This is a genomic window from Gemella massiliensis (assembly GCF_900120125.1).
In the GTDB taxonomy this organism is placed as follows: domain Bacteria; phylum Bacillota; class Bacilli; order Staphylococcales; family Gemellaceae; genus Gemella; species Gemella massiliensis.
Map to the genome: position 1 here is coordinate 33,691 of NZ_LT635544.1, position 16,588 is coordinate 50,278.

Below are 16,588 nucleotides of genomic sequence, written 5' to 3' on the forward strand. Positions count from 1 at the left end.
GATTAGAGAAATGTATAATTCTCAAAATCTTGGTTTTTATTTTCTATTTTTCTGTTTTTTTACCGTAACTTAATGAAACTATTAATAATACCGCCCCTAATATTGAAGCTATTATTAAAGCCAGCAAGTACATCTGCCAATTACTTACCGCTCCGGCAATTATAGCAAAAATACCTCCGTGTGGTGCTTTTGATACTGCACCGAATGTCATACTTAATGCTCCCGCTACTCCACTGGAAATAAACAATGGTGGAATAACACGCGCCGGATTGCTTGCTGCAAACGGTATTGCTCCTTCAGTGATAAACGATAAGCCAATTACATAGTTTACCAATGCACCGCTACGTTGTGATGTTGGCCAAATATTTTTATTAATTGTCGCTGAGACTGCTATCGCTAACGGCGGAACCATACCACCTATCATTACAGCTGCCATTACATCACTGCCTGCCGTACCAGCTGCTGTTACCAGTGCTGTTCCTGTTACATAAGATGCTTTATTGATAGGACCACCCATATCTATAGCCATCATTGATGCTACAACAAATCCCAGAACAAATTTTCCACTACCGTTAAGACTTTCGATAAAGTGTTTCAAACCTTCCATAACGCTTGCCATCGGTGCGTTGATTACATAGATCATTAATAATCCCATAATAAGTGACCCGAGAATTGGGAATAAGAAGATAGGTTTAATACCGTCTAATGAACGAGGCATCCAGCTAAACGCCGCTTTTAATACTTGGATAATACCGCCTGCTAAGAACCCGGCAACCAATGCACCTAAAAATCCTGACGGCATATAAGCTAATAAATCAGATTTTAATCCTAAAATACTTGGGTCTGCCAATATACCGCCGATCATACCTACGATAAATCCGGGTCTATCCGCAATACTGCGTCCGATAAATCCTGCTAATATCGGTAACATCATACTAAATGAAATTTTACCGAAATAGAATAATACTTCTGCTACTTTGTTATATGATGGGTCTTTCGGATCAAAAGCATTAATTCCCCAGAAGAATGATAAAGCGATTAGTATACCACCTGCAACAACAAACGGTAACATATTACTAACACCTTCCATTAGGTGTTTGTAGGCTTTACGCCAAACTGTTTCATCACCGGTATTATCCGGTATTTTTTCATTTGCTCCGTCATGAATGTAAATAGGTGCTTCACCGTCTAAAATTGTTTGAATTAATTCCTGCGGTTTGTTAATTCCATCTGCTACTTTTGTTATAATAGTCGGTTTACCTGCAAAACGTGCTGTTTCAACTTTTTTATCCGCAGCTACAATAACGCCTGTTGCACGATTAATATCATCTTTTGTCAATTTGTTTTCAATACCGATTTGACCGTTCGTTTCAACTTTAACTTCCAATCCCATCTCTTTTGCTGTTTCTTTAATTTTTTCAGCTGCCATAAATGTATGAGCAATACCTGTAGGACATGCTGTTACAGCGATAATATAAGTTTTTTTTTCGGTCGATAATTTTTCTTGGTTTTCTTTTTTTTTGTAGTTTCGGTTTTTGCTATAAAGTTTGTAAATACTTTTTCTACTTCTTCTTTTGTAGTTGCTTTGTTTAAACCGTTTTTCACATCAATATCCATTAATGCTTGCGAAAGTGAAGCTAACGCCTTTAAATGTTCATCAGCACCACTGTCCGGTGCACAAATCATAAAGATATGGTTGGCAGGTTGACCGTCAAAGCTTTCCCATTCAACACCGGTATCACTTTTTGCATAAATAATCATAGCTTTATTAAAATCTGCACTTTTAGCATGAGGAATAGCAATACCCTCACCAACACCTGTTGTTGATTGCTTTTCACGTGTCATTAAAGCATCATAAAAGCTTTTCTTGTTAGCGATAATATCTTTTTCAACTAATAATGTTGTAAGTTTATCCAATGCTTCTTGTTTATCAGTTGCACTGAAATTAAATTGTATTAAGTCAAAATTTATAACATCTGTTAATTTCATCTTATTCTCCTTATAACTTATTTTATTTTTTTAACATTTATTTGTTCTACTACCGTTTCAATTAATTCTTTACTGCCGACACCGACCGAAAATGACGTAGCACCCCCTGCCGCAGAGGCATATTTTAACGCTATTTCATAATTTTTTGTTTTATTATACATAGCAACAAACATAGCAAGCATACTATCACCTGCTGCCACCGTTGAAATAATATCTCCTTTAGCTACATTAACCGAATAAACTTCATTGTTTTCTGTAAGAAGTATTGCTCCTTTTGCTCCACGTGAAACAAGGACATTTTTTGCTCCGTGGTCTTTTAATTTCGTTGCATAAGTCAAAATATCTTTTTCGTTGATAATTTTTACTCCGAACATTTCTCCCAGTTCAAATTCATTCGGTTTTACTACAAACGGTTTATATTGTAATGTTTCCAATACCAGATCTTTATTACTGTCAACAACGAGTAAGGCACCTTTTTGTGAAATAGTTTTAGCAATACGTTTAAAATTTTCAATATTCATACCGCTAATAACATTTCCTGATAGAAAAACGACATCATTGTCTGTTAGATTTTCCAATTTCGTAAAAAATTCTACGATATTTTTATTATTTACAGCACTACTTTGTCCATTTATTTCAGTTTCGGTTTCGGTTTTAAGTTTCATATTGATTCTTGTTACTCCGGCAGTTTCTACAAAATCATAATGAATACCTAGCTTATCTAGTTCTGATTTTATAAAATAACCTGTAAAACCTGCCACAAAACCAAGTGCCTTAGTTTCTACATTAACATTATTTAATAACATTGAAATATTAATTCCTTTGCCGCCGACTACATATTGCGCTTCTTTTGTTCTGTTAAGTTTTCCAAGTTCGAAATTTTCAGCACTAACTAGCATATCGACAGCCGGATTAAGAGTTATTGTATAATACACTATTTATCCTCCTTTGTTTTTACTTCTATTATGTTGTCATATATTTTAAATTCTTCCGGAACGGAATATGATATTATCGTTACATCTTTTAAATCTGCAAATTTTTGAAATTTTCTATGCCCAAATTTTGTTTTATCAGCCAAGATGAATTTTCTTTTACTATTTTTTAGGGCTATTTGTTTAATAAATGCTTCACTCTCTTCGGCGGTAGTAAGCCCGAACTTCGCATCTACACCGTTACAACCGACAAAACACATATCAAAACTGTAATTTTCAAGTTGTTTTATTGCGGAATGACCGATTACAGCTTGTGTTGAGTGTTTAATTGTTCCACCTAAAATAATAGTGTGGATTTTGTTGTGTATTAATCTTGCTAAGTGATAACTTGAATTAGTTACAACGGTAATTCTTTTATCACGAAGAAAATCAATTATTTCAAATGTTGAAGTCCCGGCATCAAGATAAATTGTTTGACCGGATTCTATAATATTGTTTGCTATATATCTTGCAACTTCTTTTTTATCTTTAATATTTTCTGAACGTTTAATAATAACACTTTCTTCTAAACCGCGTGCTGATGTTTTTTTAGATGCACCGCCATGAGTTCTGTAAAGTAGATTTTTTTCTTCAAGCAAGGTCAAATCACGACGAACGGTTGCCTCTGACACCCCGAGTTTTTCTATTAATTCTTGAAGAGTAACAAAACCGTTTTTTTCTAATAACTCTAATATTTTATTGTGCCTTTCGTTTCTCATCAACTAATCTCCTTATTCTTCTTTTATTATATCTAATGTAATACAGTTGTACAATCTTTTTCAAGTAAAAACACTCAAAAACAGTCATTTTATAGATTGTTTTTGAGTGTTTGTTTTGTTTTACTTGAATGTTTTTCATTATGAGGAGCGTTTTATTATGCAGTGAATTAATATTTTAGTAAGTTTAACTTTACTTCCCTTCTAAATTTATTATCCAAACTTCCGAGCGAGCGGTTGTTTTGAATGGTGGACCCCAGAAACCGTAACCGCTTGTAGTAAAGAAGTGTTTATTATTGATTTTTTTATAGCCATGATCTAAAACATAGACCTTATCTGTTATATAATTAAACGGCCAAATTTGACCACGGTGAGTATGTCCGGATAATTGTACGTCAATCGGTAATAAACTGTGTGTTTCTACGGCATTCGGTTGATGATCTATTAAAATTGTAGTCTTATCGGTATCAACATTTTTTAATAAATCCATAGTCGTTAATCTATCTCTACTAACACTTCTATCTTTACGCCCGACGAGTGTTATATCGTCGGTTAATTTTACGGTTTCATCCGCAAGAGTTTTTATCCCTGTTTTAGAAATTTCATTAATAATATCTTCCGTGTTATGATCGTGATTTCCCATTACAGTATAAACACCGAGGGGAGCGTGAAGTTTGCTAAGAGTTTTTCCCATGTTAAGTTTTTTGTACATAACCATATCATCATCCATTATATCCCCGGCAATAATAACAACATCAGGTTTTTGGTTTTCTATTATTGTGTTTAACTTTTCAAGTTGATTGTTACCGAAGAAGGTTCCGAGATGTAAATCGGCTACCATAGCGATTTTAAGTGGTTTTTCAAGGTGTTTATTAACTTTTACAGTTTGATTTTTTACTGTCGGTGAATATGCCCAAAATAATCCCAGTGCAGTCATATTTAGTAAAAATATACCTGTAAGTGTTAAACTTATGCCTTGTGATAAACTTATTTTAAATAATTTTAGTATCCGGTATAAAATAGTCAAAACAACTAAAGCCACAAAGCCGTTACTGAAATAGAAAAACCAAATATTTCCATAATTTACAATAGGTGCACCAAGTCTCAGTATATAACTTAATATTGAAAAATCGGCAACTATAAACAATATTATACAAAGCCAAAGTCTAACTTTTTGCGTTGTATATGGAGTTATCATCCATTTTAAACCAAACCAGAGAAGAAGTATCAAAAATTCATAAAAAACAGCAACCCCTATAAATACGGCGAATGTTTTCCAATTACCCAACATAAAAAATCCTCCAAACTTAACTTACTTTTCTAATAAAAATTAGGAGTTAGGTTGCCCTACTCCTAAAGTAACTAATAGTATAAAATAAGATGTTAAAATAAAGTTAAAAAATTTTTATTAAATTTAATAGAGGGAGAGTTAAAAATTGTTTTCCAACTCTCCTTCTATAAATAATTATTTTTTAAAATATTCTAAACCTTTTGTTAAACGTTCATTTACATAGTCCCAATTTACGATGCGGAAAAACTCTCTAATGTAATCCGGACGGCGATTTTGGTAGTTTAAATAGTAAGCATGCTCCCATACATCAAGACATAATAATGGGTATAAACCGCTCAAATATGGGCTGTCTTGATTAGCTGTTGAAGTTACTGCTAGTTTTCCTTCTTTATTCAGTACCAACCATGCCCAACCACTACCAAATCTTGTAGCTGCAGCAGTAGAAAAACTTTTTACAAATTCTTCATATCCACCTAATTCAGCATCAACTTTTTCTTTAATTAATCCTGAAAATTCTGAGCTGTCTACTTTAGTTAAAGATTTCCAAAATAGTGAGTGATTGTGATGTCCGCCGCCATTATTTATTACAGCTTGACGAATGTCGGTTGGAACTTTTTCTATGTTACGAAGTAAACCACAAACACACTTCGCTTCGAATTCAGGGTGTTTTTCTAATGCCGCATTTAAGTTATTAACATATGTAGCATGGTGTTTATCGTGATGAATTTCCATAGTTTTAGCATCGATAACCGGTTCTAAAAAATCAAATCCATAAGGTAATTCTGGTAATTTGAATGTCATTTTAAAATCCTCCTAAGGTAAACATTTATAGTTTAATTATAAGAAAAAACTTAAAATTTAACAACAAACTTGCTTAATAAATATTTTTTTCACGTTATTGGAAAAAGTATTTTAAATTATAGAAAGCTACTTGACCAAAATCAACTTCCAATAAAATTAAGATTTTTGAGATACATATAGTTCTTTATTTTTGTTATTTTGATTTTATATTTTAAGTTGTTTTTTTCTTTTTAAATAATATCTGATTTAATTTATCCACTATTGCAGATAATGCACCGTCACCTGAAATATTACAAGCTGTTCCAAAACTGTCTTGAGTAATATATAAAGCAATCATTAATGATAACATAATCTCATTAAAACCTAAAACTGATTGCAATAAACCAAGAGCTGCCATAACTGCACCGCCGGGGACACCGGGAGCGGCTACCATTGTTACTCCGAGAAGAATAATAAATTTAATCATTACTGCTGTTGTCGGGAATATTGCACCGTGTTGTAGCCAGTAAACAGCTGTTGCACAAGTGGTTAATGTGATTGTGCTTCCTGATAAATGAATAGTAGCAAATAAGGGAATTGTAAAATTAGCAATATTTTTATCTACTCCCATATTTTTAGTGCTGCGAAGTGTTACCGGAATAGTTGCTGCTGATGACTGAGTTCCTACGGCTGTCATATAAGCCGGAATGATGTTTGCCAGCATTTTAAACGGATTACGTCCATTTACGGTTCCGGCAAGAGTATATTGAGCAAGAATAATGATAATATGTAAGACTAAAATCACCGCAAAAACAAAAATAAAGATTTTTAAAATTTTAAATACTTCACCTGAAGCGGTAATATTCATAAATACCCCTAGGATATACAATGGAAGTAACGGAATAATTACAACTGAAAGTAATTTTTCAATAATCTCGCCAAAATCATTAAATCCTTGTTTTAAACCTTCTGATTTTACAGCAGAAATGCCTATTCCTAAAACAAACGAAATAATAAGTGCTGTTGTTACATCAAAAATAGGGTTCATTTTAAATTCGATATAACCTTTAAGCATTAGCTCTTCCGGATTTTGAAATGTTTGTAGGGTTGCATTAGCCAATATGCCCGGAAGAACCAGTTTAGCCACGATAAAAGCGAACGTTCCCGCTATCAAAGTAGAAATATAAGCCACTCCGGTTGAAAGTCCCAGAAGTTTTCCGGCGTTATTTGATACTTGACTAATCCCCGGGACAATAAATCCGACGATAATTAGTGGAATAGTAAACCCTAAAAATGAACTAAATATTGATGAAAATGTCACGAATACTCGGATAATAGATGTTGGTAAAATACCCCCTAAAATAATACCTAGTGCTATAGCTGCTATTAATTTAACGAGCAATGGAATTCTTTTATAAATACTCATATACAAATCTCCTTTACAATTTATTGTATTTTCTAAAAAGACATATGTGTATTATACAAGAATTTTTCGACTTTGTAAAGGAAATAATCTCTAAAATAAGCCAATATTCTACAAATTTTGTAAATAATAAATAATAAACAACACAAAATTATTATTATATTATTAAAAATTTATTTCATTATCACCCATTTGATTGCTATTAAGTTCGTTGCTGTTCTTAGTGGTGGAATACTGGCTTCACCTGAGATTATAAGCTCAGGTGAAGCTTAAGAAAACTGCGTAGCAGTTAGTTCTTAAGGTTGCTACACCACTATAAAATCAGCAAAAAATAATATTTTGTATATAAATATATACTTTTATTTACCTAGCAATAGTTTAAAAAAGTTTAATTTTTGCCCGTATCTTAATGTTGCCAAGCGATAAACTTTAACACTACCCAAAGCACAAACAAAAGTTGTTAAAGCTAATATTCCATATGATAACCATAAACTAGAATAACTTACATCAGTCAGTGCATAACGAGTAACCATTCCAAAATATGAAGTTAATGGAAAATACGATAATATTTCTGATAATTTTGTATTAGCACTTGAACCCATCAAATAAAAATTAATAAAAAATGCTGCGATAAATAATATCATAGGTATTGTTATAGCTCCGTTAACATCTTCCACCTTACTAACTAACGAAGCGAATGCCGCATACAAGAACATAAACATTACAAATCCCGTTAAAGTAAACAGCAATCCAACGCCGACAACTTTGTAATCTAAGTTTTCAACAACAAATTTTAACTTATCACTATAATTTGATAAATTTAACTTTATACCTACCACAAGTCCACCTATAATAACTCCCATTTGAATTAAAACTCCGATAGAAAGTGCAAGAACTTTCCCTAAAATAAGGGTTATCGGATTTACAGTAATTACTAAAAGCTCCATGGCACGATTGCTTTTTTCCTTAACAACATTTAAAGCAACAACACTACCGAATTGAATAACTGTCATATAAATAATAAATGTTAGCACATAAACAACTACCGTATTAACAGCTTGTCTTTCTTGGTTATCCGTCGAACTTACATTTATAATCTTAGGTTGCGGTACACTGGCTTTAACTTCATTAATCTTAGTTAAATCCAAGCCGTTTTGAGAATAGACTAAACGCTCTATATTTTGATTAAAAGCATTAGAAAATTCAGAAGATGAGTTACCAAAAATACTTTTTTTAGAAATATATTCATAACTGTCTTTAGTTAAAACAATCGCTTCATCCAGTTTATCTTCTTTAATATCCTTTTCAACCGCTTCCTTACTGTCATATTTTTTCGCCTCTTTTAAATTATCCGTTGAAACGGTCACATCTTTTATGACATAGGCACTACGTTGAAAACTTGAATTATCTTCACCTTTAAAAATACTGCTGCTCATTATAGATGGAACAAAAGTTATTCCAATAGCAATTATAAGATAAACAAAAAGAATAACCTTGTTTGAAGTTTTTGCGAAAAACTGTTTAAATTCGAAATTAAAAACCGTACTGAAATTCTTCATCTTACTTACCCCCGATACTTTCTACAAAAATCTCTTCTAAAGATGGTTTATAAAGTTTTAACTCTTCAACATTAAAATTACTTTGTGACAACTTATAAAAAAGTTTTTTCTTAGCTTCTTCTTCTTTAAAATCAAGGAGAACCATATCGTTGTTCAATGAATAATCAATCCCGAGCGGAATAGTTTTAAGATTAGCAAGTAATTCTTCTGCTTGAATATCGCTGACACTTAACAGCATTTTACCATGCCCAAGTTGTTTTTTTATGTAATCTAAGTTACCGCTCAAAACTATTTTTCCTTTTTCCAATATATTAATATCTTCACAGAAAGTTTCAACGACCGGCATTTGATGTGAAGAAAAAATAACGAGTTTATCTTTTTTTATAAAGTTTGTAATAATTTCTTTCAATTTTCCGACGTTAACAGGATCAAGTCCGCTAAAAGGTTCATCAAAAACTAAAATATCCGGATTATTAATAACACTCTGAATAATTTGTACCTTTTGGGCATTACCTTTTGACAAAGTTTTTAACGCTTTTTTATTATCCTCCAATTCAAAAAAATCTAACCAACGTTTCGCTTCGGTTTTTGCTGCCGATTTTGTCATCCCTTTTAACATTCCGAAATACGCTAATTGGTCTACTAAACCGATGCCGTCATACATACCACGCTCTTCCGGAAGATATCCTATTTTTATGTCATTATGATTAATAGGTTTACCGTCAATTAAAATTTCTCCTTTATCAGCCTTGAATATATTTAACAATATTCGAAAACTCGTCGTTTTACCACTACCGTTTCTCCCTAAATATCCGTTTGCAACACCACTTTTAGCGGTGAAATTTACTCCTTTAAGGACTTTTTTATCACCAAATTTTTTTTCTATATTTCTAAATTCCAAAATCATATTCGTAACTCCTCTTCATTTTTTATTCTATTCAATAGTTTTCTTAAAACTTTTTAATATACAACTTAAAAATCTATTTTAAACAAAGTACATATATAGCGTGTAAAATTTTTTATTATCAGCTCATAATAATTTTAATTACTCGCCACTTAATTCTTTTTTCAATCTAATATACTTTGGAATAAAAATACATAGACCTCCTACACCAAACTCAAATATACCACTGCGTAAGGCGGCTATTATATATAATATATCCATATATAAGTTAGCTATAATAAAATGCCCAAACAATTAAAATGCCATCCTAGGCTACTCATATATTCCGGTCTACGAATACAATGTTTATTACTCCAAGAAAAATTAACCAACCACTTCCTTTTACTCATTGTTCGCACCTCCTAATATTTTTTCTGCTACACTAAGCAGAAATACACGTTGTTTATAGTTATTATTTAAAATTTCACGTCCTTTAGTTGTTATGTAATATTCTTTTTTCGAATTATCAACCTCTTGTTCGACAATCCACCCAGCAGCAACCATTTTTGCAAGTGTTGTATACATTGTAGCAGGACCTATAATAACTTTACCTTGCGTTAACTCGTTCACCCGTTGCATAATCATATACCCATGAATCGGTTCAGTTAACACCAATAACGTAAAGAAGATGCTATCAGTTAACTCTCCTGTTTCATAGGGGCTTAACTTTGCCATTACTACACTCCTTTCGCTAATTAGAGATTATCTATATCCATAATATCCATAATAGATATACCCATCATTGATATTATTGTATATCCATTATGAATATATGTCAAGAAAAATTCAAATTAAAATAATTGTTGTTTAAAACATTCTTATATCTCTGTAATTTCTTAATCATAAACCCTGCAATGAATTTATTAATAAATGATTGCATAATAAAATATGGAACCTGAATTTTTTCATGTTCCATATTAAACTTAATACAAAATTTATCAATTATTTTTTCTCGTGGACTTGTCTTAAACCAACAACTTTATAAAGATGTCTATAATTGATTTAACCGTTGTCCAAATCTACTTAACAAAAACTTCTAAATACCTAATAATCTCCAAAGCCAGCTTTACAAAATAGATTTCTTCTAAACCTCAATTTTAAAGTCACCTTATAAAATCATTACCAAAGAGTTTTACTTATCAACTTTATTCCCTGCATCTAACCACGCCGCAATACCTCCGGGGTATCTATAAACATTTTTATATCCTGCTTGTCTGGCAAGCACAGCACCGACATGAGATCTTTCACATGATGTAAATCCGCAATAAAGAATAATCTTTTTATCTTTATTATCTCCTAAAATTTTCAAGAAATTATCTTTTTCTTCTTGTTTTAAATCCTTCATCTCTTTAGGAAGCCCAGCATTAACCGCTCCTTTAATTTTAGTTTCAGCAAATCGCTCTGCAGGAATTGTATCAATCAAAAGTATATCTTCGTTAGAATCAATCGCTTTTTTTAATTCATCTGTACTGATAAGATTATAATCTCCCTCTTTAGTTGCGTTTACCAACCTAATCGCAGATTTTTCTACAGCATTTTCTTTACCGTCTTTTGCCGAACGATTAAGTCCGTCCCCACTACTGCATCCCGCAATAGTAACTGCTAAAAGATACCCCATTATTCCGGTGCTGATTTTTTTAAATTTTTTCATATAATATATCTCCTTTATATTTATATAGTTACACTACAATTATAACATAAAAACAAAGTAAAAATAATGATGTATAACAACTATAAATAAGGTTAATAGTTAAAGAAAAAAATTTTTTATAACTTCACGCCGTAATTCAAACTTTGATCGCTATTTCACCTAATTAATACAAGCATAAACTATAAATAAAATTAAATGAAGATTATAAAATTAAATTAGTTGCCTAAAAAATATTAAGGGGATTTTTATTATCTTAAACTAATTTTTACACCTTTATATTATAAAATTTACTTTTAAAATAATATAATTAATTTATAAAAACTCGCTTCATTTTTTATATATTATAATCTTATGGAGTAAAATTACAATTACACAGGAGGAATATATTATGGGCTGGTTTGGAAAGAAGAAAGAATGGGATACTTAAAAATCCGACGCAAACAAGAGCAGATTAAGAGAATTATTTAATAGGGTTATGGAGGACGGAGACTCCTATGATATTGTTTATGAGTATAATTTAAATATAAAAATAGTGATTATATTTTGGCGCGTAAAACCACATACACATATACAAGTTTAATTATTGAGCATAGCTCTCTTGTAAACAACTCCGGTACTTGAGGGATGCAGTGAAGCTGAAATTTTTAGAAAAGACAATATTAAAAAAGCAAAAATTGCTATAGGTATGTATACCATTTATCATCAAGGCGGATTGATGGCAGGATATACTCAATTTGCAACTTTGGCAGGAAATGATGAAAAATTTCTTGCTTATGTATACCAACCGGAAGAATATGACAAATTTGATACATTTTCAAAAAAATTTCTGGTAAATAAGCTATGAGGTGGCTAACATATTTTTTAATCTTTTTAGTCATTTGTATTATATGGTTTTTTATTACACGGATTTGGGTAAGTAGAGTAGATTTGATTATATCTATTTTCAAGAAAATATTAGAACTTAATAAGAATGACAACGCAGAAAATTGGCATACTTTGGAAGAAATTAGGAACAAGAATAAAAAAATTAAATAAACAGATACAATTAAATTTTCTTCATTAGCAAATACGAAGAACGAAAGAATAAGAATAAAATGCTAAGCAACACCCTATTGTTTAGCATTTTTTTAATTACTATTTAAATAAAAATTTTTTACACCTAGAAACAACTAAAATATGTAATCTAAAATATCACATCTTGTTACCAAACCCCTAAAATCCCTATTAAATATAAATTTGTCATAAGTGACATTGTTCTCATCATTTATCTACGAACGGTATAATAACTATAAACTTTTTATTACAGGATTTATATTTAAAACATTGTTTTTTTTAATTCTAAGTATAAAGATAAGCCGGATATTTTTAATAGATTAATTCTAATTTCTCTTTTGGCTTCCATTTCTTATTTTGCGGTTTATGCCGCAAGGAGTATCCTCCTGATAAATCAACTATCCTTTTCCACTCTCTTTTTCTCTATTTTGCAGATTTGTCGGTACGCCCTAACATCTGTTTAACAAACTCCGGCATTTCCACATTTCCACCCTTTTTAGCGATAAGTTCTTTAACGAACTCCGGCATTTCAGGTACACTGTCTTCCATACTATCAGGATTCATCTCATCAAAGGTACTTTTCTCCGGATTTGAAAATCTAAACTCGTTATGTTTATTTTTTTCAACAACACTGACCAAAATATCAATAAAACGCTCATCAAAATTCGGCATCGGCGGTCTGTGATAATTAACACCAAAATCTTCACAAAGGTCTTTACATTCTACATCATTATCAAACAATACTTCTATATGCTCGCTGACAAAACTAAGCGGAACAAAAATGTAGTGTTCCGGATGAGAACTTTGTCCTTTTAAATACTCCAACACATCAGGTTTAACCCACGGCATACCAATATCACTTTCACTCTGCCAAGTATTAACGTAATTTTCCGGTTCAAGTCGAATGGTATTTGCGATTAAATCTGTCATATTAAAAACTTGTTCGATATACGGATCACTATATTTAAAAGCTATTTCCGGTACACTGTGTGCTGAGAAAATAACTTTATAACTATCACCTTTAACCTTATTCTCAATTATTTTTCCAATCTCCGTTGCCCAATAATTAATCAATTTTTCTTCATCATACCACGATTTAATAATATTAAATTTAATTTTTTCACTTTTAATAAACTTCTCATACCCCATTATGGAATAAAAAGAATAATGCGGTTCAAGTATTAAACAAATACACTCATCAATATTATCATTTTCCATTTGACATATCGCATCCGGAATAAACGGAGCAGAAAATTTATTTGCAAAATATACTTGATACTCATCTGAAACTTTTTTTGTAAATAATTCTACAGTTTTTTTAGTAATTTCTTGCAAAGGAGAACCATTAATTTTTAAATAATTGTTTAATAAAATATTTATTTCTTCATCTCTTGGCCTAACCCCACGGCGAATATTTGTAAAAAATTCCGCAATGCCCTCAAAAGTACATTCTGCAGGAGAACCATATGTCATAACTAAAATTGCTTTTTTCACCATACTAAAAACCTCATTTTTATTTTATATTTACATTATAGCATTTATAAATTAAAAAAGCGAAAAAATGTTACAAAAGATAACAAAATTTTATATTTTATAAAAAAAATAAACTCGAGTTGAAGAAAATTATTAAAGATATTATATCATTTTTAAAAGCGGTATAACCAAAATAAAAATTATAAAATAATATTCCATATATTTCCGCCTAGTATTGATAGATACAACTTAAAACGAATTCAAAACTGAAATTTCTAATAGAATTTTCTTATTAGCAATTAAACATAAGGGTTCATCAGTTTGGAAATTCGCTTTAAAGAGCTTCCCTAAAATCTAATAAACTGGACGGGAGCGACTGAAAATCTATTTCTAACGAAATCAAGATTTTCAAGTCACTCCCGTTTATATTTTTTATTTTTTCTTCTTAAATATATCCTCTTTAAATAAAGGTACATTGTCAAAATAATCACCCTTATAAAGTGGGTGACACTTTAGTAATCTTTTTACAGTTAAGTATGTTCCCAGAAAAAATCCGAATTTTTGATAACTCTCCAAAGCATACGCCGAACAAGTCGGAGAAAATCGACACGTACTTGGAGTATGGGCAGAATGTTTTCGATATAAATTAATTAAAAATATACATAGTTTTGCCATCGTACACCTCTTTTCTACACTAATTCTACCAAGTGACAATTATTATTTCAACTAATCAAAACTCTTGCTGAATGTCTATTGGTTTTTTTGTCTTTTCTAAATCAGTTAATTACCAAAAGTTTTTATTTAAGTTAATTATTTTTTAAATTTCATTATAAATTTTTAACTTAGTGTTTTTTCACCGGCAAAAGATACGATAATAATTCTCATTATTTTTCAAAACCCGTCTTTCTTTACATCAAATTTTCACGATGTTATAATCGAACTATGGTTTTAAGAATATTAATCATTCTTAATCAGCTTTTAATTTCAAAATGTTGATATATAACCTATATAAATTTTACAAAGGAGATTTAAATATGACACATAAAAAAGAATTAAATAAATTAGTAGCAAATCTAACAGTATTATACACGAAATTACACAGTTTTCACTGGTATGTTAAAGGACATTCGTTCTATACTCTTCACCAAGTATTTGAAAATTACTATAATAACGTAACTGAAACTTTAGACGAAGCAGCTGAAAGATTACTAGCTATTGGCGGGCATCCGGTTTCTACATTAAAAGGTTCTTTAGAATTGGCAACTATTAAGGAAGCAACAGAAAAAGAAACAACACAAGAAATGGTCGCTCAAGTGTTAAAAGATTTCGAATTATTAATCAATGATCTTACCTACCTAATGAGCGTAGCAGAAAACGAAGGAGACCAAGGAACTTCTGACTTTGCACTTGGGGTAAAAACAGAATTGGAAAAAAATGTGTGGATGTTAAAAGCATACTTAGCATAATATTTATTTAAAATTTTTTATTAACCTGAACTTTGATAAAATCATCGTTTAGGTTTTTAATTTACATAATAAATTGTATTCTTAACTGAAAAATAATATTTTATTACAACAAAATTTCAAAATTAAAAGGGTTATTACATTATTATAATACAAGAAAAATTCTACCAATATTCAATATTTTATCATCTATGTTGAAACTTAATTAAATTTTTTAAAACATAATTATTTACATTTAACTTTTATAGTTGTATAATGAAACTATAAAAATAATATAAATTATCTTCGGGGCAGGGCGTAATTCCCGACCGGCGGTTAAAGTCCGCGAGCGAAAGTTGATTTGGTGAAATTCCAAAACCGACAGTATAGTCTGGATGATAGAAGATATAGAATAATAATTTTTGATTTGAAGTGGTACTCTTTTTAGCGTACGTATATTTGTTGTACTTTTCTCTAATAAAATTATTTTCATACCTTTAGTCCCGTATTTTAGAATACGGTTATTTTTTTGCCTATGAAGATAGGAAAGAGGTTTAATATGTATAAAAAAAATGTTCATTCGCTGGTTCTTAGCGGAATGCTTGCAGTTATCGCTCTACTTCTATCTTTTTTTAGTTTTGCTGTGCCGTTTTTGCCACCATTTCTAAAATTTGATTTTACGTTTATTCCATTATTTATGGCAATATTACTTCTTGGTTATAAGGAAGCGTTGGTAGTTTCTCTTTTAAAAAACTTCTTACACTTCGCACTTGTTTCTCATGAACCGGTAGGAGCTGTGGCAAATATTGCGGTAGAATTTATTTTCCTTAGTATTATTATACTGGTTTATAAAAAAGGTATTTTCAAAATTATAATAGGCGGTATTGTCGCAACAATTGCAATTACGCTTTTCATGGCTCTATTTAACTACTTCGTTTTGTTGCCGGCTTATGGTTATATTATGAATTTAGGCGACATTGTAAAAAATATTAAAACTATAGTTAGTGTTGGGATTATTCCGTTTAATCTTATAAAAGGTTCGTTGGTTACTTTCTTATTCTTTGTTACGAAAAGAGTTTATAAGTCTATACCGGCGAGTATTAAAACAAGATTTGCTTAAAAAATTACCACCCCTTTTTTAAGGGGTGGCTTTTTCTTTACGGGTATAATTCAAAGATTACTCGCTCGCACGACGAGATTTTACATTTTACCTTTGTTTAAACCCAATTTTATTTTTTGGTATTTCCTATCTGTTAAATAGGTATTTGTTTCAATTACTTCAAAACAGTTCTCTATA

Annotated in this window: 16 protein-coding genes and 1 riboswitch; of the genes, 3 read left to right on the plus strand and 13 right to left on the minus strand. The window is 30.8% G+C overall.

The window, feature by feature from the left end:
* Nucleotides 1-43: 43 nt before the first annotated feature.
* From BQ7358_RS00215 to BQ7358_RS00260, 11 genes are all read right to left on the minus strand, one after another.
* Nucleotides 44-1,429: a PTS fructose transporter subunit IIC gene (locus tag BQ7358_RS00215; RefSeq protein ID WP_234971546.1), complete on the minus strand. Its 1,386-nt coding sequence runs from the start codon at nt 1,427-1,429 to the stop codon at nt 44-46.
* Between the two features lie 32 nt (nt 1,430-1,461).
* Nucleotides 1,462-1,989, minus strand: coding sequence for a PTS sugar transporter subunit IIA (locus tag BQ7358_RS08830; RefSeq protein WP_234971547.1), 528 nt, complete (start codon nt 1,987-1,989; stop codon nt 1,462-1,464).
* A 17-nt stretch (nt 1,990-2,006) separates the two neighbouring features.
* Complete coding sequence (locus BQ7358_RS00220; protein WP_062172130.1) at nt 2,007-2,924, minus strand: 1-phosphofructokinase family hexose kinase; 918 nt, start codon at nt 2,922-2,924, stop codon at nt 2,007-2,009.
* Nucleotides 2,924-3,679 carry a DeoR/GlpR family DNA-binding transcription regulator gene (locus BQ7358_RS00225; RefSeq protein WP_062172132.1) on the minus strand — a complete coding sequence of 252 codons (756 nt, stop codon included), beginning with the start codon at nt 3,677-3,679 and terminating at the stop codon, nt 2,924-2,926. The genes BQ7358_RS00220 and BQ7358_RS00225 overlap by 1 nt, the downstream gene beginning before the upstream one ends.
* Nucleotides 3,680-3,869: 190 nt before the next feature.
* Nucleotides 3,870-4,967 carry a metallophosphoesterase gene (locus BQ7358_RS00230; RefSeq protein ID WP_106388760.1) on the minus strand — a complete coding sequence of 366 codons (1,098 nt, stop codon included), beginning with the start codon at nt 4,965-4,967 and terminating at the stop codon, nt 3,870-3,872.
* A 174-nt stretch (nt 4,968-5,141) separates the two neighbouring features.
* Complete coding sequence (locus tag BQ7358_RS00235) at nt 5,142-5,768, minus strand: superoxide dismutase (protein ID WP_072520087.1); 627 nt, start codon at nt 5,766-5,768, stop codon at nt 5,142-5,144.
* Between the two features lie 211 nt (nt 5,769-5,979).
* Entirely contained in the window at nt 5,980-7,173 is a 1,194-nt protein-coding gene (locus BQ7358_RS00240; protein ID WP_062172136.1) for a dicarboxylate/amino acid:cation symporter, read from the minus strand.
* Nucleotides 7,174-7,529: 356 nt separating this feature from the next.
* Entirely contained in the window at nt 7,530-8,729 is a 1,200-nt protein-coding gene (locus BQ7358_RS00245; protein WP_072520088.1) for an ABC transporter permease, read from the minus strand.
* Nucleotide 8,730: 1 nt separating this feature from the next.
* Nucleotides 8,731-9,636: an ABC transporter ATP-binding protein gene (locus BQ7358_RS00250; RefSeq protein ID WP_062172140.1), complete on the minus strand. Its 906-nt coding sequence runs from the start codon at nt 9,634-9,636 to the stop codon at nt 8,731-8,733.
* A 378-nt stretch (nt 9,637-10,014) separates the two neighbouring features.
* Nucleotides 10,015-10,347, minus strand: a complete 333-nt coding sequence (locus BQ7358_RS00255; RefSeq protein WP_062172142.1) for a PadR family transcriptional regulator — start codon at nt 10,345-10,347, stop codon at nt 10,015-10,017.
* A 457-nt stretch (nt 10,348-10,804) separates the two neighbouring features.
* Nucleotides 10,805-11,323 (minus strand): rhodanese-like domain-containing protein, encoded by a 519-nt coding sequence (locus BQ7358_RS00260; RefSeq protein ID WP_062172144.1) that lies wholly within the window; start codon nt 11,321-11,323, stop codon nt 10,805-10,807.
* A 715-nt stretch (nt 11,324-12,038) separates the two neighbouring features.
* Between BQ7358_RS00260 and BQ7358_RS09095 the strand changes: the two genes are divergently transcribed.
* Nucleotides 12,039-12,167: a hypothetical protein gene (locus BQ7358_RS09095; RefSeq protein WP_256386959.1), complete on the plus strand. Its 129-nt coding sequence runs from the start codon at nt 12,039-12,041 to the stop codon at nt 12,165-12,167.
* A gap of 632 nt (nt 12,168-12,799) precedes the next feature.
* Here BQ7358_RS09095 and hemH read toward each other — a convergent pair.
* A complete protein-coding gene (gene hemH, locus BQ7358_RS00280; RefSeq protein WP_234971548.1) occupies nt 12,800-13,873 on the minus strand; it encodes a ferrochelatase in 1,074 nt (357 codons plus the stop codon).
* 408 nt (nt 13,874-14,281) lie between these two features.
* Nucleotides 14,282-14,524: a membrane protein insertion efficiency factor YidD gene (gene yidD / locus BQ7358_RS00285; protein WP_021753478.1), complete on the minus strand. Its 243-nt coding sequence runs from the start codon at nt 14,522-14,524 to the stop codon at nt 14,282-14,284.
* Nucleotides 14,525-14,883: 359 nt separating this feature from the next.
* Between yidD and BQ7358_RS00290 the strand changes: the two genes are divergently transcribed.
* Both BQ7358_RS00290 and BQ7358_RS00295 read left to right on the plus strand, forming a co-directional pair.
* A complete protein-coding gene (locus BQ7358_RS00290) occupies nt 14,884-15,315 on the plus strand; it encodes a Dps family protein (protein ID WP_062172147.1) in 432 nt (143 codons plus the stop codon).
* 274 nt (nt 15,316-15,589) lie between these two features.
* Nucleotides 15,590-15,702, plus strand: a riboswitch (FMN riboswitch).
* A gap of 148 nt (nt 15,703-15,850) precedes the next feature.
* On the plus strand, nt 15,851-16,411 hold the full coding sequence (locus tag BQ7358_RS00295; protein WP_062172149.1) for an ECF transporter S component: 561 nt from the start codon (nt 15,851-15,853) through the stop codon (nt 16,409-16,411).
* The last annotated feature ends 177 nt before the right edge of the window (nt 16,412-16,588 follow it).

Excerpts from the sequence above, each read along its gene's own strand:
- BQ7358_RS00215 (WP_234971546.1), bottom strand. The coding sequence starts at position 1,429 with ATGGCAGCTGAAAAAATTAAAGAAACAGCAAAAGAGATGGGATTGGAA.
- BQ7358_RS08830 (WP_234971547.1), bottom strand. The coding sequence starts at position 1,989 with ATGAAATTAACAGATGTTATAAATTTTGACTTAATACAATTTAATTTC.
- BQ7358_RS00225 (WP_062172132.1), bottom strand. The coding sequence starts at position 3,679 with ATGAGAAACGAAAGGCACAATAAAATATTAGAGTTATTAGAAAAAAAC.
- BQ7358_RS00230 (WP_106388760.1), bottom strand. The coding sequence starts at position 4,967 with ATGTTGGGTAATTGGAAAACATTCGCCGTATTTATAGGGGTTGCTGTT.
- BQ7358_RS00235 (WP_072520087.1), bottom strand. The coding sequence starts at position 5,768 with ATGACATTCAAATTACCAGAATTACCTTATGGATTTGATTTTTTAGAA.
- BQ7358_RS00240 (WP_062172136.1), bottom strand. The coding sequence starts at position 7,173 with ATGAGTATTTATAAAAGAATTCCATTGCTCGTTAAATTAATAGCAGCT.
- BQ7358_RS00245 (WP_072520088.1), bottom strand. The coding sequence starts at position 8,729 with ATGAAGAATTTCAGTACGGTTTTTAATTTCGAATTTAAACAGTTTTTC.
- BQ7358_RS00250 (WP_062172140.1), bottom strand. The coding sequence starts at position 9,636 with ATGATTTTGGAATTTAGAAATATAGAAAAAAAATTTGGTGATAAAAAA.
- BQ7358_RS00255 (WP_062172142.1), bottom strand. The coding sequence starts at position 10,347 with ATGGCAAAGTTAAGCCCCTATGAAACAGGAGAGTTAACTGATAGCATC.
- BQ7358_RS00260 (WP_062172144.1), bottom strand. The coding sequence starts at position 11,323 with ATGAAAAAATTTAAAAAAATCAGCACCGGAATAATGGGGTATCTTTTA.
- BQ7358_RS09095 (WP_256386959.1), top strand. The coding sequence starts at position 12,039 with ATGGCAGGATATACTCAATTTGCAACTTTGGCAGGAAATGATGAAAAA.
- hemH (WP_234971548.1), bottom strand. The coding sequence starts at position 13,873 with ATGGTGAAAAAAGCAATTTTAGTTATGACATATGGTTCTCCTGCAGAA.
- yidD (WP_021753478.1), bottom strand. The coding sequence starts at position 14,524 with ATGGCAAAACTATGTATATTTTTAATTAATTTATATCGAAAACATTCT.
- BQ7358_RS00290 (WP_062172147.1), top strand. The coding sequence starts at position 14,884 with ATGACACATAAAAAAGAATTAAATAAATTAGTAGCAAATCTAACAGTA.
- BQ7358_RS00295 (WP_062172149.1), top strand. The coding sequence starts at position 15,851 with ATGTATAAAAAAAATGTTCATTCGCTGGTTCTTAGCGGAATGCTTGCA.